We start from the raw sequence: 18,982 nt of genomic DNA on the forward strand, positions 1-18,982 counted from the left end.
CGGCGAAAAGCTGCGTCGGTAGGCGCACCGTGGCGCAGATTGCGCCGCGATGCCTCGGGTTCAGTTGGACGCGTCCTGGATTGCGGACAGCAGCCACTGTCCGCCGGCCTCGCGGGTAAAGGTCCATAATTCGGTGGCTTCGACCGGATTTTTCGGATCGCCCTTTTCGACAGCGCCGGTCTGGCGATTGCGCATGACATCGATGGCCGACCAGCGCATTGCCGCCGTGGCGTAATCGCGCGAGCCTTCCCGCCACGCCTCCGCAATATCGGCTTCCAGCAGCTCAAGATCGGTAACGTCGTTCTTGAGGCCGTGGGTCGCGTTATCCGCGAGCTCCTCCGAAAGGTAGGAAACCATCTCGGGTGTCGTCAGCCTTCGCAATCCCTGGTGATCCTCATGGCTGAACGCGGCCTGCACGTCGCCGAGGATGCGTTCGAACGCATCCCGATCCACGTCGGTGATACCGATTTCGTCGGCGCCGGATGCGCCGGCCGCGCCCAAGCCCGTGGTGCGGGACGGGTAGCTGGTCTGCGGGCCTCCCCAGCCTTGCTGGCCGAAGGGAAAGCCGGAGCTCCTCATATTGGCCGGCGCGGCATTGTCGCGGCCGAAAAACCGCATTGCCAGCATGATGAGGCCGCCGATGAGCAGCAGCTGGAAGATGAAGCTGAAGCCGCCGCCGATGCCGCCAAAGCCATGGCCGAGCATCATGCCGAACAGTCCATTGAAGAGCAGTCCGCCGACCAGCCCGCCGACAAGGCCGCCGCCAAACCCGTTCCAGAATCCCGGGCGCGCCTGGCCCGGAAACGACTGCGACGGTGGGATCGACTGGGTGGTGTTCGGCGTCATCGAACGCGTCACGGGCGCGGTATAGGGTGCGGTTCTCGTCGGAGCCGGGGCCTGGAAAGTCCGGCTGCCGCGGCTGCCGAAACTGCCGCCCATGCGCGCCTCCGCGGTGCCGATGGACACGCTTGCGAGCGCAATCAGCACGACCAGGAAGATCGACGCAGCTTTGATCGTCCGCGATTTTGACATTGGTGACAATCCTTGGATCGGAGCATTTCAACGCATCTGGCCCCTATATGGGTACGAATTTGGGTAGGGTTAGACCCTGTCTTCCGGACCTCGGTTATGGCGAGGCCCGCAGCCATTCATCAGGGCCTTGCGGTTTCCGGATTCACGGCGACTGAGGCCGGCCGCGAATCGCCCGGCCGGACCAAAAGTAAATTTTGATTCAAACTTTGTTGGTAATTTCTCATTAGGAATGGGGCTTCCGGCGGCGCCGTTCCTGCCCTCGGTCTGTTTTGTTTTGCGTACAGGTCAAGATGCGGATTTTTGGCGTCGTCAGTTTCGTGCTCGCAACGCTTTGCCTTGCCGGCTGCTCGTCCACGTCGGGCGTCGATGCCTTGCAAATGCCGTCCAACGAGACGACCAGCTCCGTGGTCAGGCCAAGCGCGCCGGTGACGAAGGCCGTGAAGACCGCCGACACCGAGACAACCCTCGAGACCACCTCGATGACGGGCTCCTCACGCTTCAGGCCGCCGGCGCCGCTGCTTGACGACCAGAATGCGCGCCCCGGCGACGAAAATTCGCGTGCGGACGATGAAAATTCACGTCCTTTCGGCCTGGCCGAGGAAGAGACCGTGGCATTTCCCGCTCCGGACCTGCCGGACAGCGTCGAGCCGCCGGTTCAGGAGGCGGCGCTCGTCTCGCCGCCGAAGCGGCTGTCGCGCGCGGCGCCCGCGATGCTGGCGGGGCCTGTCACCCGCTACGCCTTCCGCGATGCCAAGCCGATCAATTTCGGCCGCTCCTCGCCCCGGCATCTTGCTGTCCACGGGGTCGACGTCTCGCGCTGGCAGGGCAACATCGACTGGGGCAAGCTGCGCGCCCAGGGCGCCAATTTCGCCTACATCAAGGCGACCGACGGCGGCGACCATCTCGATCCGATGTTCATGAGGAACTGGCGCAATGCCGATGCCGCCGGGCTGAAGCGCGGCGCCTACCATTTTTTCTACTGGTGCCGCACCGCCGGCGAGCAGGCCGACTGGTTCATCCGCAACGTGCCGCGGGTCCAAGGCGCGCTGCCGCCGGTGATCGATGTCGAATGGAACGGCGACTCCTCCTGCAAGCGCCGGCCCTCGCGCGAAAAAGTGCTGGAGAAGATGCAGGTGTTCATGGACAAGCTGGAGCGCTACTACGGCCAGCGGCCCATCATCTACACCAGCCCCGACTTCTATCGCGACAATCTGCGCGGCGCTTTTCTCGACTATCCGTTCTGGCTGCGCGCGGTCGCCGCGCACCCGTCAAAGGTCTATCCGGGCCGCAGGTGGCTGTTCTGGCAGTATTCCGGGTCCGGCCTGTCACACGGGGTGAGCGGCCGCGTCGACCTTAATGTCTTTCACGGCGACGAGCGGCAGTGGCGCAATTGGCTGGGCGGCGGGCAGATGGTGGCCGACGCGGATTGATCCGCTTTCGGATTTGCGCGGCTGTCTAAGGGGCTTGGGGCGCGATTCGGCGAGGGTCGCATAGGCGAGCACGCCCATGAAGACAGCGAAGTAGGCCAGAACGACGGCGAGAACGATCAGGGTTTCGGTGGGCATGTCCATCTCCTCGAAAGAATGCCCAAGTAGACAACAGGACGACCCGCATCGCCTTGATCTGGATCAGGGGATTTGCCGTTTCGGCGGGTCGAAATCGCGGCAATTTCAACATTCCGCTAATCATCTGCTCACTTTGTCCCTTAGCGGTGCGGCAACGTCCTTCCGGTAACGTGTTCGTGATCGGGCTCGGAGGGATCGATGCGCAATCCAGTCGTGGCAATCGTCTTTGCAGCCGCTGTCGGCTACGGATTCTTCAACGCGCTCTGGCATGTGCCAAGCAACAAGCCGGCGGCCATTCCGGAAGCCGCGCCAAGCGCATCGCCGACGGCGCCGCGCCCGATGAAGGAAAATGTCGTCGCCTATTACACCGGCGACAAGGCGATGCAGGACGCCAAGGCGAAGGGCCATTCGACGCTGCCGCGCTTCCATGAACTGATGGCCGCCGGCACGCCGGGCACCTACACGGTGAAATTCCCACTGACCCAGAACGGCGCCACCGAACATATCTGGCTGCAGCTTACCGGCTACAGCGACGGCCACTTCGTGGGCCTGCTCGCCGACAAACCGGTCAACGGCAACCAGTACAAGATGGGCGATCGCATGACGGTGGCGGAAGCCGACGTCGAGGACTGGATGATCCGCAACGGCGGCGACGTCTATGGCGGCTACACGGTGCGGCAGGCGTTCGCCGACATGCCCAAGGAAAAGGCCGCGAAATACGGCATCACGTTCAGGGATTGAGGCCGGAACGTGAGATGCCCCTCAGCAGTTGACCAGATCCGTGTGACCAAAACCCTTCGAGTAATCGAGCACGGAAATCACTGAGGGCACCACGCGGAAGATGCGGACCTCGTCCGGCGTCGGCATCGGGCCGGGCAGTAAGTCTTGCGGCGGATATTTCATCGGCAGCATCCGCAGAACCTTCTCGGCCTCGGCCCTGTCGGTGACCGGCTGCGCGCGCGCCGCCATGGAAAGTCCGGTTATCTCCATCACCTGCGGCGCATCGTGGTCGATGGTCAGGGACACGCGATCGTCCCGCGCGATGTTCGCCGCCTTCTGGCTGTCCAGACCGCAGAGGAAGTAGAGGGTGAAGCCTTCGTTGACGTAGCCGACCGTCGTGGCCTGCGGCCAGCCATCCGGCCTCAGGGTTGCAACCGTCATGACCCGATGCTGATCCAAGAGGGTCTGGATCTTGGTTTTGATCTCCTGGTCCATCATCGCCTCCAAAATTAATTCTGAAGGCGGCCATAGTACGCATCATGGATAGCTTGGCTTTGACTTGCATCAACGCATGAGCGGCAACGCGCCCCTGGCCGCGATGTTCGACAGGACGAACACATGACGCGACTCGCCGGCGCTGCGGAACGATCCGGCGCGGCATTCGTTGGATGGTCGACCAGGGACGTCGTGCGGCTAGGCAGACGCTCTCCGAAAATCAGGCGAATGACCGAACCGCACGTGTTGTCCAGCCGGAAGAGGACCTTGGCTGCGATCGAAGCCGGTCCGTGGGTCGTCGCAGGGCATGGGCCTTGCGGCATCAAAAGCGGAAGGGGACCAACATGCCACTGACACTGACAAGTCCGGCGTTCGCCGACGGCGATCCCATCCCCGAGCGTTTTGCCCGCGATGGTGAAAATGTCTCCCCGCCTCTGAAATGGTCTGGGATCCCTGACGGGACCAGGAGCCTGGTTCTCGTCGTGGACGACCCCGATGCACCACGCGGGACGTTCGGCCACTGGGCGGTGTTCAATATTTCGCCCGACGTCGAGCAACTTGCCGAAGGGGAAGACGGGAAGCCGGGAACCGAAGCGCTCCAGCAGGGGAAGAACGACTTCGGCAACGCCTCCTACGATGGCCCGGCCCCGCCGGTCGGGCACGGAGTTCACCACTATCATTTCCGGCTGGCGGCTCTCGATGTGCCGAGCCTCGGCATTCCAGGCCAGACCAGAGTCAAGGAAATCTGGAAGGAGGCCCGGCGCCACGCCATCGAGGCGACGGAACTCGTGGGCACGTACGAACATGCCGCCTGAGCGACGAAGGCTTTCCCCGCCAGGCAGCGCCGGCCGCATCACTCGGGAGCCCGCAATGAACAATCCGAACAATCCCGAACCGATGCCGGGCGATCCCAATCCTGAGCCTTCCCGGCCTCCAGCTCCGCCGGAAAACCCGCCCGGAGAACCACCGGGCGTTCCTCCGCCTTCACCCGATCCCATCCCGGGACCGGGAAGGGGACCTCCAGATATCCCGCCGGACGTGCCACCTGAGATTCCGCCGCAGGAGCCGACATTTCCCAGGCCGACGGCAGAAGAGTGCCGCGCGTAGCGGTGGCGTTGAAGCGCGTCGCGACGAACGGATTCAGGCGACGCGCTTTACGTCCGTGTTTTGATGCCGCTTCCTTCGATCATGCGGATGACCTGCTCGATGTCCCGTAGCTCGATGCCGAGTTCCGGCAGCCCCGGCATGCCGCCTGTCGTCACGTTGTCCTGGCGCATGAGATCGACCTGGTTGCGCGTGAAAGGCGGCGTCGGGAGAAATTCCGCCGCTACCGCCAGGGCGCTCCAGGCGGCGAACGGCATAGGCACCAGGATCGGATGAGCGCCGCACCTTCGGGCGATTTCGCGAACCAGCTCCCTGTAACGCAAAATGCGAGGACCGCCGACCTCGAACGTAGGCACATCCTGGATAGGATCGGCGAGCAAGCGGCTCACCGCTTCGGCGACGTCGCCGACATAGACGGGCTGAAGCCGCGTAGCTCCCTGGCCGAACAGCGGATAGACGGGCAGCAGCCGGACCAGTCGAACAAGCGTCGTGAGAAAAGCGTCGTCCGGTCCGATCATGACGGCCGAGCGCAGGACAATCGTGTCGGGAAACGAGTTCCTGACCGCGTCCTCCCCGCGCCCACGTGCCTTGATATACCTTGATGCGGATCGCGGATCCGCGCCTATCCCCGAGATATGGACAAGCCGTTCGACCCCGGCTTGCCGCGCGGCGCTCGCCAAGTCGGCTGCCGCCGTCACGTGCATCCTTTCGAACGTCAAGCCGCCATGCTCGACATAGAGGCTGACCGCGTTCACCACCGCATCTGATCCGGCAATTGCCGGGCCGATCGATGATCTGTCCAGAATATCCGCTTTGACCTGTTCGGGCGCTTTCGCTTCCGAGCCGAGCGCTGTTACCCGCCGCGCTTGGCGGGACACTGCCCGCACTTCAAAGCCCTTGTCCAGCAGCCGCTCGACGATCCTGCGGCCGAGGAAACCGGTCCCGCCGAACACAGCTACCTTCATCGATGCTCCTCGCGCGTCGCTCCCAAAGCGCGTCGCGATCTTTCAGATCGCTCCATGCGCTTTAGGTTTCTGGTTTGACGCATTTGTCCCGAAACCGGTTCCCACTTTCGGGAGACATGTTTTAAGGCGCGCCCGCCGCGGCGCCGACGATCGCCTGGCGAGTGCCAGCAGGTCGATGTTGCCGTTTGCAGTAAGGCGATCTCCGTCCAATTCGATCCGCAGTCTCGAAGGATCGGATTCCGATTGACGCTCAAGCTCCAAGGCGATTGCCTCGCGAACCTCCTCTTGCTCCGCAGACATGTTCAAATTAGATCGCTGGAACCCATTTCCAGAACACGCCTTCCATCCTCTCGGGATAGTATTTGAATTCGCATTCGAACCGTCGTCCGTAGCTGGCAGCGGCAGCAAGCGCTGCCTTGCTGACGGGCCGCATGCCCGTTCCCGGCGCGAACCAGTCCTCCAGCAGATCGTCGGGCACATAGGCGCCGATCCTCAGCGGCAGTTGTTGCAGGACGACGTCCATTTCCTTCGGCGGCACCGCGTTCATTCGCTTCCCGCTCCTCGCTGATGCGGTGAATTTGAGGTTCCTGCGATTTTACGCACTAGTGAACTGCGTTCTCGGTCTGGAGTTCCATGAGCCGACCGGAAACCGCTTCTTCCCTTCTCCCCTTGGGGAGAAGGAGAGGGCGCGCTACGCTTCGTTGATCATCGCCTCGATATTGTACCCGTCGGGATCGAGCACGAAGCAGGCGTAGTAGTTTTCCGCATAGTTCGGACGCGGGCCGGGCGCCCCATTGTCCGTGGCGCCCGCCTCGAGCGCCGCCCGAGAGAATGCATCGACCTCTGCCTTGCTCTTCAGCCGGAAGGCGACATGCAGACGGGTGAGCGGCGGCTTCTCGCCCGTGCGCTGGATCTCGAACAGGCAGCCATTGCCGACATCGAAGGCCCAGAACGCGCCATCCTTGCCGAAGGCGAGGCGATACTCCAAGGGCGCAAACGCCTCTTCGTAGAAGAGCTTGCTCTTCTCGAGGTTGCTGACTTCGATGGTGATGTGGTCGATCATTTTCGGACTCGCTAGTGATCCAAACAAATCGGCCCGATCTTGCGACCGGGCCGATCATGTTGCGTTTTAGCGATTCAGCTACTCAGCTGCACCCGCTCGTCGCACCGCAAGTATCGCACTTCTCGCAGGTGCCGTTTCGCACCATGGTGAAGTTGTGGCACTCCGAGCATTCGTTGCCGGTGTAGCCTTGCAGCAGCGATTGCTGGCGCCTTGTCGCGGCGAGCTTCTTCGCCTCGGCGGCTTCGTTGGCGGCGGCGTCGGTGAATAAAGCCTCGGCGCCGCCGGCGGCTTCGGCTTCCGCTTCCACCATCTCCTCGGCCAATTCCCGGGCGCGCTCCTCATAATCGCGCTTGTAGGCGATCGCCTCGTCGCTTGCCGGCTTCAGCGCCAGCACGTTGGAACCGGCGAAAGCGGTCGGCGCGGCGCGGGCAGGGGTCGTCGTCGGGGCGGAGCCGCCAAGGCCCTTGGGCTCGCCGCCGATGCCCGACACCAGCTTCACCGGCGAGGCGCCGCGATAAAGACCCTTGGAGAAGGGCGTCGCCTTGCCTTCGGTGATGCCGCGGCCGAGCGCCGTCTTGTCGAAGTCGGACTGGTCGACATGGGCGAGGTCGTGGCGGCCAAGATAGGAGACGGCCAACTCGCGGAACACGTAGTCGAGGATCGACGTCGCGTTCTTGATCGCGTCGTTGCCCTGCACCATGCCGGCCGGCTCGAACTTGGTGAAGGTGAAGGCCTCGACATATTCGTCGAGCGGCACGCCGTATTGCAGGCCGAGCGAGATCGCGATGGCGAAGTTGTTCATCATGGCGCGGAAGGCGGCGCCTTCCTTGTGCATGTCGATGAAGATCTCGCCGAGCCGCCCGTCGTCGAACTCGCCGGTCCTGAGATACACCTTGTGGCCGCCGACCACGGCCTTCTGGGTGTAGCCCTTGCGGCGGTTCGGCAGCTTCTCGCGGTCGCGGTAGAGCCGCTCCACCACGCGCTCGACGATCTTTTCCGTCACCTGCACGGCGCGCTGCGCGGCGGGCGCCGCGATCAGCTGCTCGACCGCCTCGTCCTCATCCTCGTCCTCATCGGCGAGCAGCGAGGCATTGAGCGGCTGCGACAGTTTTGAGCCGTCGCGATAGAGCGCGTTGGCCTTCAGCGCCAGCTTCCAGGACAGCATGTAGGCGTTCTTGGCGTCCTCGACCGTCGCCTCGTTCGGCATGTTGATGGTCTTGGAGATGGCGCCCGAGATGAAGGGCTGGGCCGCCGCCATCATCAGGATGTGGCTCTGGATCGAGAGCGAGCGCTTGCCGATCTTGCCGCAGGGGCTGGCGCAGTCGAACACCGGCAGGTGCTCGGCCTTCAGGAACGGCGCGCCTTCCAGCGTCATGGCACCGCAGACATGGATGTTGGCGGCGTCGATGTCCTTCTTCGAGAAGCCGAGCGCCGGCAGCATCTCGAAGGAGAAGTCGGAGAGCTGCTCGTCGGTGAAGCCGAGCGTCTCCTTCACCCAGTCGGCGCCCAGCGTCCACTGGTTGAACACGAACTTGATGTCGAAGGCCGACTTCAGCGCCGCGTTCAGCGCCGTGATCTTCTCGTCGGTGAAGCCTTTGGCCTTCAGCGAGGACGGGTTGATGCCCGGCGCCTGGTTGAGGTTGCCGTGGCCGACCGCATAGGCCTCGATCTCGGCGATCTGGCTTTCGGAATAGCCCAGCGTCCTGAGCGCTTCCGGCACCGCGCGGTTGATGATCTTGAAGTAGCCGCCGCCGGCGAGCTTCTTGAATTTCACCAGCGCGAAGTCGGGCTCGATGCCGGTGGTGTCGCAGTCCATGACGAGACCGATCGTGCCGGTCGGCGCGATCACGGTCGCCTGCGCGTTCCGGTAGCCGTGCTCCTCGCCGAGCTCGATGGCGCGGTCCCAGGCGGCGCGGGCATGCTCGGCCAGCGCCTGCTGCTTGAGGTCGGCAGCGACCAGCGGCACCGGATTGACGGCGAGCTTCTCGTAGCCGTCCTTGTCGCCATAGGCGGCGCGGCGATGGTTGCGCATGACGCGCAGCATATTCTGTGCGTTGCGGTCATAGTCCGGGAAGGCGCCGAGCTCGGAAGCCATCTCGGCCGAGGTCGAATAGGCGACGCCGGTCATGATCGCGGTCAGCGCGGCGCAGATGGCGCGGCCCTCGTCGGAGTCGTAAGGAATGCCCGAGGTCATCAAGAGGCCGCCGATATTGGCGTAGCCGAGGCCGAGCGTGCGGTAGTCGTAGGAGAGCTTGGCGATCTCCTTCGAAGGGAACTGCGCCATCATCACCGAGATTTCGAGCACGACGGTCCACAGCCGCACCGTGTGCTCATAGGCAGCGATGTCGATCGTGCCGTCCGCCTTGCGGTAGGGCAGCAAGTTGATCGAGGCGAGGTTGCAGGCCGTGTCGTCGAGGAACATGTATTCCGAGCACGGATTGGAGGCCCGGATCGCACCGGCGGAAGCACAGGTGTGCCAGTCGTTCATCGTCGTGTTGAAGTGCAGGCCGGGGTCGGCCGACGCCCAGGCGGCGTAGCCGATCTTTTCCCAGAGATCGCGCGCCTTCAGCGTCTTCAGCACCTTGCCGTCCTTGCGGGCGGTGAGCTGCCAGTCGCCATCGGCCTCGACGGCGCGCAGGAAGTTGTCCTTCAGCGACACCGAGTTGTTGGAGTTCTGGCCGGAGACGGTGAGGTAGGCGTCCGAATCCCAGTCGGTGTCGTAGGTCTTGAACGACATCGAGGTGTAGCCCTGGCGGGCGAACTGGATGACGCGGTAGATGTAGTTCTCCGGCACCGAGTTCTTCTTGGCCGCCTTGATCTCGCGCTTCAGCGCGGTGTTTAAAGCCGGGTCGAAGCAGTCGTCATCATGGCCCTCGCAATTGACGCAGGCCTTCATGATCGCTTCGAGATGCTTCTTGACGATCTTCGAGCCGGTCACCAGCGAGGCGACCTTCTGCTCTTCATTGACCTTCCAGTCGATGAAGTCCTCGATATCGGGGTGGTCGGCGTCGACGATGACCATTTTGGCGGCGCGGCGCGTCGTGCCGCCCGACTTGATGGCGCCGGCGGCGCGGTCGCCGATCTTGAGGAAGCTCATCAGGCCGGACGAGCGGCCGCCGCCGGAAAGCTTCTCGCCTTCGCCGCGCAGCATCGAGAAGTTCGAGCCGGTGCCGGAACCGTATTTGAACAGGCGCGCCTCACGCACCCACAGGTCCATGATGCCGCCCTCGTTGACTAGGTCGTCCTGCACGCTCTGGATGAAGCAGGCATGCGGCTGCGGATGCTCGTAGGCGGACTTCGACTTGGTCAGCTTGCCGGTGAAGGGATCGACATAGAAATGGCCCTGGCTCGGACCGTCGATGCCGTAGGCCCAATGCAGGCCGGTGTTGAACCACTGAGGCGAGTTCGGCGCGACGCGCTGGGTGGCGAGCATATAGGCGAGCTCGTCGCGGAAGGCGCGCGCGTCTTCTTCCGATTTGAAGTAGCCGCCCTTCCAGCCCCAATAGGTCCAGGTGCCGGACAGCCGGTCGAAGACCTGGCGGGCATCGGTTTCCGAACCATAGCGATCGGCCTCGGGGAGCTTGGCGAGCTCGGCCTCGTCGGCGACCGAGCGCCACAGGAACGAGGGAACGTCGTTCTCCTCGACCTTCTTCAGGCGCGCCGGCACGCCGGCCTTGCGGAAATATTTCTGGGCCAGGATGTCGGCCGCGACCTGGCTGAACTGGGCCGGCACGTCGATGTTGTCCAGGCGGAACACCACCGAGCCATCGGGATTCTTGATCTCCGACAGGGCCTTGCGGAATTCGATTTCCGCGTAAGCTGCCCTTTCTTGGCCTGCTTGGTCTGGCTTGGTGAAGCGACGCTCGATGCGCATTGGTCCGGTCCCTTTTGTCTACATATAGCGCTTTTCCCCAGGGATTTCTGCCCCGATGGCTAAAAGCGCAGTCCGCCGTTTGCCGGCATCGCGAGCAATGCCGGCATTCTCCTCGTCGCGGGTTCCGCCGTGCAGACAGCAAAACGCTTTGCCCGAGCATCTGCCCGGGCTGCAGGCCGACCCCCGCGGGTCCCTAACTGAAACTTTGGTCGATTCCCTCGTTCGAGGGAGGTTCACACTATCTAGGGTCGAGTCTGCCTGCAAACACTAAATATAGCGTTAACAGATCATTTTTTCCAGGCCGACAATTCTCCCTTTCGCCCACCCAAGCCCCAACATCCCAACGCTCCCGCCGGCCTCGTGAATAGGCGGAAATGCGGGGCAAAACGCACAAAATCCGGGAAAAAAGACCGGCCTCTGAACTCTCCGGTCACGCCCCGCAACAGGAGCGCATGGCCTATAAAAAGCGACTCGTTCTGACCCGTCAAGGATTCGTTTTTGTAGGTTTTGTGACCCCAATATGTTGTGTGTCACATATGTGGATAACGGGGACAGAAAGGCGCCTCGAAACGCCTGGATTCGACGGTCGTTGCTGACCGGTTCGGCGGGCGGCTCGGAGCCGGGACCGACGAGCGGCTTTCCATTTTAGCTGGCTTGCACTATCTCTTGCGCTTGCGCGGGGGCGTGTCTTGTCAAGCCTAAAAGCATTCGTTACGCCCCGCTCATGACAGTTACCGTTCGTTTCGCCCCATCCCCAACCGGCCGCATCCATATCGGCAACGCGCGCACCGCGCTGTTCAACTGGCTGTTCGCCATGAACAACAAGGGCCGCTATATCCAGCGCTTCGACGACACCGACGTTGCCCGCTCGACCCAGGAATTCGCCGATTCCATCCTGTATGACCTGCATTGGCTGGGCGTCTTCCCGGATGTTACCGAATACCAATCGCGCCGCGTCGACATCTACGATGCGGCGGTCGAGCGGCTGAAGGCGGCACGCGTGCTCTATGCCTGCTATGAAACGCCGGAGGAGCTCGATCTGCGCCGCAAGGTGCGGCGCACCCGCGGCCTGCCGCCGGTCTATGGCCGTGAGGCGCTGACGCTGACACCGGAGCAGGTGGCCGAATACGAATCCGACGGGCGCCGGCCGCATTGGCGCTTCCTGTTGCCGAACTTCACCGGCGATCCGCTGCAGCCGGAGCGGACCGAGGTACACTGGAACGACCTGGTGCGCGGCGAGGAGACCGTCGATCTCGCCTCGCTGTCGGATCCGGTGCTGGTGCGCGAGGACGGCAGCTATCTCTACACGCTGCCTTCGGTGGTCGACGACATCGAGATGGGCGTCACCCATGTCATCCGCGGCGATGACCACGTCACCAACACCGGCGTGCAGATCGCCTTGTTCCAGGCGCTGGGCGCCGAGCCGCCGGTGTTCGGCCACCACAATCTCTTGACCACTGTCTCGGGCGAGGGACTGTCGAAGCGCACCGGCGCGCTGTCCATCGAAAGCCTGCGCGGGGACGGCATCGAGCCGATGGCGGTCGCCTCGCTCGCCGTGCTCGTCGGCACGTCGGAGAACGTTACGGCCGCGCATGACCTCAATGAGCTCGCCGGGCATTTCGACCCGGCGGCGACATCCAAGTCCGCCGCCAAGTTCGACCCCGACGAGCTGTTCGTGCTCAACCGGACGCTCATGCATCAAATGCCGTTCGAGGAGGCGCGCGACCGGCTGATCGTGCTCGGCATTTCCGGCGACAGCGCCGAGCCCTTCTGGCAGGCGGTACGCGGCAACATCGACCGTTTGTCGGACGCTGTCGCCTGGTGGCGAATCCTGAGCGACGGGCCGCAGGAGCCGGCGAAGTTTTCCGGCGAGGATCGCGACTTCCTCCACCAGGCGTTCGATCTCCTGCCCGAGGAGCCGTGGAACGGCACCGTCTGGAAGGACTGGACCGGCAAGATCAAGGAAGCGACCGGCCGCAAGGGCAAGCCGCTGTTCATGCCGCTGCGGCTGGCACTTACCGGGCGGACTTCGGGGCCTGAGCTTTCAGATCTATTGCCGCTGATGGGTCGGGAAGGAACGCTGGCCCGACGACCCTGACCTTGCGCTGTTCCGGCGGCAACGCCGATACCGGCGACACCGGCACCTTGGCGGTCAGGCGCTTGATCGCCGCGCGGTCGAGCCCGCCTTCGGCATTGGCGAGCGTTTCGGGGTCGGCGCCAGGATCGGGTTTGGCGGCCGGTACCGGGACGAAGGGCGTGGCCCCGCCGTCCGGTTGCGACTGTTCCGGATTGGGCGGTGTGCCGGCGATGATCGAGAAATTGCCGGCCTGGGCGTTGCAGCCGCATTGCGGCGGCCGCGAGTAGTTGGCCTGCTTGTAGAGATAGGCAGTCGGCAACTCGCTGTAGGGTTGGCCGGTCACCGAAGACGTCATATTGTCGGCATCGTCATCCATGCCCTGCTTGTAGAACACCTGCATCTCGGTGCCGGGGCAGCTCGATTCGCAATTCTTCTGGTCGCGTTCGAAATCGCCGTAGGAGGCGGCGTTCGACATCGGGAAGAAATAGCCGTCGCAAGTGCGCACGCAAATCGTGTGGAACTCGCCGTTCGGCAGGTCCATGCCGTCCGGCTGGTTGATGATCCGGCGGAAGTCGTCGGACGGCACCTCCGATCCGTCGGGCGCGTCGAGGGGCTCGGTTTCCTGACCGCGGCCGAAAAGCTGTTCGAAGAGATTGCCGTTGCCACCGTCGCGGGCGGCCTCCTGGATGGGAGCGCGGCGCGGAGCGATCTCCTCGTCGCGGCAGCCATTGGCGTCGAGCGCCGCAAGGATGCGGCTGCGGTCGCGCCGGGTGCCGGCGCCGGCCAGCCGTTCGCGCTTCGCCTGCAAGGTGTCGAGATTGGCGTTCATGCGCTCTATCGAGGCATTGATCGCCGCGCATTGGCCGACATTGCGCGAAAACAGCGTGAAGCCGCAATTGGCATCGCTGGCGCGGCCGCGCGCCTTCGCCAGCTGCTCGCGCTGGCGGGCGATCGCGTCGTCATATTTGCGGATCAGGCCCGGGCCGCCGCCACCGCCGCTTGCGGCGGCAAGCTCCGCTTCGAGCTGGCGGCACATGCGGGAGGCGGCCTGCGGTTCGGTCACGGCGACAGTCGACGCCGCCAACGCTGCAAGCAGCGCCGCGAGGTGCGTCAGCTTCAACCCCTTCATCCGCCTGGAATCCCGATTGCCCGTGGTCGGAAGGCTACCGCGTTCGTGGTTAACTGTTCCCTAGCAGAGGCCAAACCGATGCTAGCAAAAGCATAGCGATTCCAACAAACGCTACGTTCCAAACGAGCGAGCGGAGCAGTGGAACGCCGAATGCATAGAGCGGAAGATAGACCAGCCTGGCCGAAAAATAGAGTCCGGCTCCCCACTTGCTGAGCACGGTCTCGTGGCCAGTCGCGTGGACAAGAAAAACCGCCGCCACGAACACCGGGAATGTCTCGACGAAGTTTCGCAGTGCCCTTTCCAGGCGCCCTGCCAGCCCAGTGAGCGGAGGGAGTTCGGCGTCTCGGGCGCTGGCCGTCCAGCGGTAACCTCGCTGGAAGCTCGCCGAATGCGAGGCGAGGACTATGTGAATGAAACAGAGCACGCAACTTGCGGCGAGCATGGCTAGTTCGAAGCTCATTCTACCCTCGCACCTGCGCCAATGGTCGTTTCGCACGTCGAAATGCGGTGTGCGGCTTTGACGGACGCCAAATTGCAATCAGGCACCACCGGTATTCACAGCCGGAATCGTAATCGTCCTCAACCCAAATCGACGAGCGCCTGCGCCTTGTGCGCCGCCTCGACCACGGCCAGCGCCGTCATATTGACGACGCCGCGCGAGGTCACCGAAGGCGTCAGGATATGCGCGGGCTTGTCGGTGCCGAGCAGGATCGGTCCGACATGCAGAGCGTCCATCATGGCGCGCAGCGCTGTCAGCGTGATGTTGGCCGAATCGAGGTTCGGGAACACCAGGAGATTGGCTTCACCCTTTAGCCGCGAATGCGGGTAGACGCGCTGGCGCAGATGTTCCGAAAGAGCGGAGTCGGCATGCATCTCGCCGTCGCATTGCAAGTCCGGCGCGATGCGGGCGAGGATCGACGCCGCCTGGCGCATCTTCAGCGCGCCGGGCGAATCGCGCGAGCCGAAATCCGAATGCGAAAGAAGCGCCGCCTTCGGCTCGATGCCAAAGCGCTGGATCTCTTCCGCCGCCAGCACGGTCATCTCGGCGATCTCCTCCGCCGTCGGATCGACCGAGACATGGGTGTCGGTGAGGAAGATGATGCCACGCTGCGAGATCAGCATCGACAAGGTCGAGAGATCGCGGTCCTTGATGCCGGGACGCGGCCCGATGATCAGCGTGACATTGCGCAGATGCCGCTCGAAGCGGCCTTCGAGCCCGCAAATCATCGCATCCGCATCGCCGCGCTTCAGCGCGAGCGCCGCGATCACCGTATTGTTGGTGCGCACCATGGTGCGCGCGGCCTCCGTCGTTATGCCGCGGCGGCCGGCGAGCTCGATCAGCAGATCGACATAGTGGCGGTAGCGCGGATCGTCTTCCGGGTTGATCAGGCCGAAATCGACGCCAGGCTTGATGCGCAGGCCGTAGCGTTTCAGCCGCACTTCCACCACATGCGGGCGGCCGATCAGGATCGGCTCGGCGATGCCTTCCTCCAGCACCACCTGCGCCGCGCGCAGCACGCGTTCGTCCTCGCCATCGGCATAGATGACCCGCTTGGCGCTCGAGGCCTTGGCGGAGGAGAACACCGGCTTCATCACCAGGCCGGAACGGAAGACGAAGCGGTTGAGCTTGTCGACATAGGCCGAGAAGTCGGCGATCGGCCGCGTCGCCACGCCGGTGTCGCAGGCGGCTTTCGCCACTGCCGGCGCGATGCGCAAGATGAGGCGCGGGTCGAAGGGCGAGGGGATCAGGAAATCCGGGCCGAACACCGGCGTCTCGCCGGAATAGGCGCGCGCCGCGACATCGGAAGGCTCTTCGCGGGCAAGGGCGGCGATCGCCCTGACCGAGGCCATCTTCATTTCCTCGTTGATGGCGCTGGCGCCGCAGTCCAGCGCGCCGCGGAAGATGTAAGGAAAGCAGAGCACGTTGTTGACTTGATTGGGAAAATCGGAACGCCCGGTGCAGATCATGGCGTCAGGCCGGGCCGCCCTTGCCACCTCCGGCATGATCTCCGGCGTCGGGTTGGCGAGCGCCAGGATCAGCGGCTTCGGCGCCATATGCCGCAGGAGCTCGGGCTTGAGAACGCCGGCGGCGGAGAGACCGAGGAAGACATCGGCGCCGGGGATGACATCGGCCAGCGTGCGCGCCTGCGTATCCTTCACATAAGGGTCTTTCCAGCGATCCATCTCCTCGACGCGGCCTTTGTGGGCGACGCCAAAACGGTCGGTGACCCAGATGTTTTCCACCCTGGCGCCGAGCGAGACCAGCAGATTGAGGCAGGCGAGCGCGGCAGCACCGGCGCCGGAAGTGACGATCTTGATGTCGGCAATCGTCTTGCCGGCGAATTCCAGCCCGTTGAGCACCGCCGCGGCAACGATGATCGCCGTGCCGTGCTGGTCGTCATGGAACACCGGTATGCCCATGCGGGCCTTCAGCCGCTCCTCGACTTCGAAGCATTCGGGCGCCTTGATGTCCTCGAGGTTGATGCCGCCGAAGGTCGGCTCGAGCGCGGCGACGGTCTCGACCATGCGCTCGATCTCGGGCGCGTCGATCTCGATGTCGAAGACGTCGATGCCGGCGAACTTCTTGAACAGCACCGCCTTGCCTTCCATGACCGGCTTGGAGGCGAGGGGTCCGATATTGCCGAGGCCGAGCACCGCCGAGCCGTTGGAGACGACGCCGACCAGGTTGGCGCGCGCCGTGTAGTCGGCGGCAGTCGACGGGTCGTCGCGTATTTCGAGGCAAGGGGCGGCCACGCCCGGCGAATAGGCAAGCGCGAGATCCCGCTGGTTGCCGAGCGGCTTGGTCGCCTGGATTTCGAGCTTTCCCGGGGTAGGATGCTTGTGGAAGAAGAGCGCGGCCTCGTCGAGGTCCGATCGGGCCGTTTTCTTGCTCTCGCCGTCCATTCGCGGCCCCTCCCTGCGCTTCCTGCTTTCGAGCCTTTTAGCACGCGGCGGCGATTCTTCGCGACGCCAAATCTCAGCTTCCGCGTTCACATCGCCGAAGCCGAAATTTGCGAGTTATTTCATCCGTTTGAGGCAAGACTCTCTGGTTTGGGCGGCTGCCGCGGGACCGACTCGGTCAGAACGCGCTGACATAGAGGCCGCCGTCGACCGGGATGTTCTGTCCGGTGAGATAGCCGGCATGGACCGAGCACAGGAAGGCGCAGATCTGGCCGAATTCCTCCGCCGTGCCGAGGCGCTTTGCCGGCACATCGGCGCTGATGCGGGCCTTGCGCGCGGCCGCGGCCGCCGGGTCTTCCAGCGTGCCGGCCTCATGCGGGCCGCGCAGCCGGTCGGTGTCGAGCTTGCCTGGCAGAAGGCTGTTGATGGTGACGTTGCGGTCGATCACCGTGCGCGCCACGCCGGCAAGGAACGAGGTCAGGCCGGCGCGGGCGCCTGACGACAGGTCGAGCCCGGGGATCGGCACATAGACCGACAGCGACGTGATGTTGACGATGCGGCCGAAGCCGCGCTTGGCCATGCCGTCGATCACCGCCTGGATCAGCTCGATCGGCGTCACCATGTTCTGCGTCACGCCTTCGAGGATCTTTGCGCGGTCGAGCTCGCGGAAATCGCGAAGCGGCGGGCCGCCATTGTTGTTGATCAGGATGTCCGGGTCCGGGCAGGCGGCGAGCAGCGCCTTCTGCACCTCCGGCTTCGACACGTCGCCGGCGATCTCGATCACCTCGACGCCGAATTTTTCGCGGATTTCCTGCGCGGTCTTTGCCAGCAGCTCGGCGTTGCGGCCGTTGACGACAAGATCGACGCCGGCTTCGGCCAGGGCAATCGCGCAGCCTCGCCCCAATCCCTTGCTCGAAGCGCAGACGATGGCCTTCTTGCCGCGAATACCGAGATCCATGGTGGTTTCTCCTTTTTCAAGGGCGGCAAGCTAGCGCCTGGGCTGGACCAACCGCAACCGTCATACGGTTGTTGCATGAATCGAGGCATAGGCACGCGAAAGAAAGGTGGAAATCGCGATGTCCGGTCCAGAGCCCCGCACTTTTCGCACCATGTTCATTTCCGACGTGCATCTCGGCTCGAAAGCGGCCAAGGCCGATTTCCTGATCGATTTCCTGCGCCACCATGATGCCGACACCATCTATCTGGTCGGCGATATCGTCGACGGCTGGCGCCTGCGGCGTACCTGGCATTGGCCGCAGAGCCACAACGACGTGGTGCAGAAATTGCTGCGCAAGGCGCGCAAGGGCGCCTCGATCACCTACATCGCCGGCAACCACGACGAATTCGCCCGCCAGTTCCAGGGCGTGCATTTCGGCGGCATCGTCGTTGCCGACCGCGCCATCCACGAGACAGCCGACGGCAGGCGGCTGCTCGTCATCCATGGCGACCAGTTCGATACTGTCGTGCACAACCAGCGCTGGCTCGCCTATCTCGGCGACTATGCCTATGACACGGCAATGCTGGTCAATCGGGTCGTGACCAAGCTGCGCCATCTGCTGGGCCTGCCTTACTGGTCGTTCTCGTCCTGGGCCAAGGTCAAGGTCAAGAAGGCGGTGAACTTCATCGGCTCGTTCCAGACGGTGCTCTCCGAAGAAGCGCGGCGTTCGCATGTCGACGGCGTCATCTGCGGCCACATCCATCACGCCGCGATCGAGAATTATGGCGACGTGCAGTACATCAACACGGGCGACTGGGTGGAAAGCTGCACGGCCGTGGTCGAGCATTTCGACGGCCGCATGGAGATACTTACCTGGGCGCATGTGCTGCCCGAGGTTCCGGCCGGCAAGGACGCGCTGGTGCCTGTCGATATCGTCAGTCTCAAGGGCAGGGCGACGGTCAAGGCCGCATGAAAGCCTTCCGCCTCTCGGCCCCGAGACTCTTTTTCTTTCAACAGCTTTAGCTTGATCGATTGGTCCAGGCAGTTCCGCCGCGCTTTGCCGCATGATACGGATCAAAGCACGTTGCAGGCCATAGAATGCAGCGTAATTGGATCGATT

Annotated in this window: 15 protein-coding genes; 5 read left to right on the top strand and 10 right to left on the bottom strand. The window is 63.7% G+C overall.

All coding sequences use genetic code 11. The features are described from left to right. Positions 1-60 precede the first annotated feature (60 nt). Positions 61-1,032 (bottom strand): TIM44-like domain-containing protein, encoded by a 972-nt coding sequence (locus EN874_RS02340; RefSeq protein WP_127423897.1) that lies wholly within the window; start codon positions 1,030-1,032, stop codon positions 61-63. 290 nt (positions 1,033-1,322) lie between these two features. Here EN874_RS02340 and EN874_RS02345 point away from each other — a divergent pair, with 290 nt between their 5' ends. Both EN874_RS02345 and EN874_RS02350 read left to right on the top strand, forming a co-directional pair. Continuing rightward, positions 1,323-2,462, top strand: a complete 1,140-nt coding sequence (locus EN874_RS02345; protein WP_127423898.1) for a GH25 family lysozyme — start codon at positions 1,323-1,325, stop codon at positions 2,460-2,462. Positions 2,463-2,795: 333 nt separating this feature from the next. Beyond that, positions 2,796-3,338, top strand: a complete 543-nt coding sequence (locus tag EN874_RS02350) for a DUF2314 domain-containing protein (protein WP_127423899.1) — start codon at positions 2,796-2,798, stop codon at positions 3,336-3,338. 21 nt (positions 3,339-3,359) lie between these two features. On the opposite strand, the gene EN874_RS02355 is transcribed toward EN874_RS02350, so the two are convergent. Further along, a complete protein-coding gene (locus EN874_RS02355) occupies positions 3,360-3,812 on the bottom strand; it encodes a pyridoxamine 5'-phosphate oxidase family protein (RefSeq protein WP_127423900.1) in 453 nt (150 codons plus the stop codon). Positions 3,813-4,156: 344 nt separating this feature from the next. Here EN874_RS02355 and EN874_RS02360 point away from each other — a divergent pair, with 344 nt between their 5' ends. Further along, positions 4,157-4,627, top strand: a complete 471-nt coding sequence (locus EN874_RS02360; protein WP_127423901.1) for a YbhB/YbcL family Raf kinase inhibitor-like protein — start codon at positions 4,157-4,159, stop codon at positions 4,625-4,627. Positions 4,628-4,966: 339 nt separating this feature from the next. Here EN874_RS02360 and EN874_RS02365 read toward each other — a convergent pair whose 3' ends face one another. The 4 genes from EN874_RS02365 to EN874_RS02380 form a co-directional block, all read right to left on the bottom strand. Then, positions 4,967-5,869 (bottom strand): complex I NDUFA9 subunit family protein, encoded by a 903-nt coding sequence (locus tag EN874_RS02365; RefSeq protein ID WP_245513414.1) that lies wholly within the window; start codon positions 5,867-5,869, stop codon positions 4,967-4,969. A gap of 319 nt (positions 5,870-6,188) precedes the next feature. Next, positions 6,189-6,419 carry a hypothetical protein gene (locus EN874_RS02370; RefSeq protein WP_126089822.1) on the bottom strand — a complete coding sequence of 77 codons (231 nt, stop codon included), beginning with the start codon at positions 6,417-6,419 and terminating at the stop codon, positions 6,189-6,191. Positions 6,420-6,572: 153 nt separating this feature from the next. Next, positions 6,573-6,944, bottom strand: a complete 372-nt coding sequence (locus EN874_RS02375) for a VOC family protein (RefSeq protein ID WP_127423903.1) — start codon at positions 6,942-6,944, stop codon at positions 6,573-6,575. 82 nt (positions 6,945-7,026) lie between these two features. Continuing rightward, positions 7,027-10,818 carry a vitamin B12-dependent ribonucleotide reductase gene (locus tag EN874_RS02380; RefSeq protein WP_127423904.1) on the bottom strand — a complete coding sequence of 1,264 codons (3,792 nt, stop codon included), beginning with the start codon at positions 10,816-10,818 and terminating at the stop codon, positions 7,027-7,029. A gap of 724 nt (positions 10,819-11,542) precedes the next feature. Between EN874_RS02380 and EN874_RS02385 the strand changes: the two genes are divergently transcribed. Next, positions 11,543-12,916 (top strand): glutamate--tRNA ligase, encoded by a 1,374-nt coding sequence (locus tag EN874_RS02385; RefSeq protein ID WP_127423905.1) that lies wholly within the window; start codon positions 11,543-11,545, stop codon positions 12,914-12,916. On the opposite strand, the gene EN874_RS02390 is transcribed toward EN874_RS02385, so the two are convergent. The 4 genes from EN874_RS02390 to EN874_RS02405 all read right to left on the bottom strand — a co-directional run bounded on the left by EN874_RS02390 (position 12,834) and on the right by EN874_RS02405 (position 17,883). Next, on the bottom strand, positions 12,834-14,024 hold the full coding sequence (locus tag EN874_RS02390) for a DUF2865 domain-containing protein (RefSeq protein ID WP_127423906.1): 1,191 nt from the start codon (positions 14,022-14,024) through the stop codon (positions 12,834-12,836). The two genes, EN874_RS02385 and EN874_RS02390, sit on opposite strands and share 83 nt — an antisense overlap. Positions 14,025-14,073: 49 nt before the next feature. Then, positions 14,074-14,484, bottom strand: coding sequence for an MAPEG family protein (locus EN874_RS02395; protein ID WP_126089050.1), 411 nt, complete (start codon positions 14,482-14,484; stop codon positions 14,074-14,076). Between the two features lie 119 nt (positions 14,485-14,603). Further along, positions 14,604-16,928 carry an NADP-dependent malic enzyme gene (locus EN874_RS02400; protein WP_127423907.1) on the bottom strand — a complete coding sequence of 775 codons (2,325 nt, stop codon included), beginning with the start codon at positions 16,926-16,928 and terminating at the stop codon, positions 14,604-14,606. A gap of 175 nt (positions 16,929-17,103) precedes the next feature. Then, positions 17,104-17,883 carry an SDR family oxidoreductase gene (locus EN874_RS02405; RefSeq protein WP_127423908.1) on the bottom strand — a complete coding sequence of 260 codons (780 nt, stop codon included), beginning with the start codon at positions 17,881-17,883 and terminating at the stop codon, positions 17,104-17,106. Between the two features lie 118 nt (positions 17,884-18,001). Here EN874_RS02405 and EN874_RS02410 point away from each other — a divergent pair, with 118 nt between their 5' ends. After that, a complete protein-coding gene (locus EN874_RS02410) occupies positions 18,002-18,835 on the top strand; it encodes a UDP-2,3-diacylglucosamine diphosphatase (protein ID WP_127423909.1) in 834 nt (277 codons plus the stop codon). Positions 18,836-18,982: the final 147 nt, after the last annotated feature.

The sequence above is a fragment of the Mesorhizobium sp. M1D.F.Ca.ET.231.01.1.1 genome (assembly GCF_003999155.2).
Classification (GTDB): Bacteria; Pseudomonadota; Alphaproteobacteria; order Rhizobiales; family Rhizobiaceae; genus Mesorhizobium.

Excerpts from the sequence above, each read along its gene's own strand:
- EN874_RS02405 (WP_127423908.1), bottom strand. The coding sequence starts at position 17,883 with ATGGATCTCGGTATTCGCGGCAAGAAGGCCATCGTCTGCGCTTCGAGC.
- EN874_RS02410 (WP_127423909.1), top strand. The coding sequence starts at position 18,002 with ATGTCCGGTCCAGAGCCCCGCACTTTTCGCACCATGTTCATTTCCGAC.
- EN874_RS02400 (WP_127423907.1), bottom strand. The coding sequence starts at position 16,928 with ATGGACGGCGAGAGCAAGAAAACGGCCCGATCGGACCTCGACGAGGCC.
- EN874_RS02375 (WP_127423903.1), bottom strand. The coding sequence starts at position 6,944 with ATGATCGACCACATCACCATCGAAGTCAGCAACCTCGAGAAGAGCAAG.
- EN874_RS02395 (WP_126089050.1), bottom strand. The coding sequence starts at position 14,484 with ATGAGCTTCGAACTAGCCATGCTCGCCGCAAGTTGCGTGCTCTGTTTC.
- EN874_RS02385 (WP_127423905.1), top strand. The coding sequence starts at position 11,543 with ATGACAGTTACCGTTCGTTTCGCCCCATCCCCAACCGGCCGCATCCAT.
- EN874_RS02340 (WP_127423897.1), bottom strand. The coding sequence starts at position 1,032 with ATGTCAAAATCGCGGACGATCAAAGCTGCGTCGATCTTCCTGGTCGTG.
- EN874_RS02345 (WP_127423898.1), top strand. The coding sequence starts at position 1,323 with ATGCGGATTTTTGGCGTCGTCAGTTTCGTGCTCGCAACGCTTTGCCTT.
- EN874_RS02380 (WP_127423904.1), bottom strand. The coding sequence starts at position 10,818 with ATGCGCATCGAGCGTCGCTTCACCAAGCCAGACCAAGCAGGCCAAGAA.
- EN874_RS02390 (WP_127423906.1), bottom strand. The coding sequence starts at position 14,024 with ATGAAGGGGTTGAAGCTGACGCACCTCGCGGCGCTGCTTGCAGCGTTG.
- EN874_RS02360 (WP_127423901.1), top strand. The coding sequence starts at position 4,157 with ATGCCACTGACACTGACAAGTCCGGCGTTCGCCGACGGCGATCCCATC.
- EN874_RS02355 (WP_127423900.1), bottom strand. The coding sequence starts at position 3,812 with ATGGACCAGGAGATCAAAACCAAGATCCAGACCCTCTTGGATCAGCAT.
- EN874_RS02350 (WP_127423899.1), top strand. The coding sequence starts at position 2,796 with ATGCGCAATCCAGTCGTGGCAATCGTCTTTGCAGCCGCTGTCGGCTAC.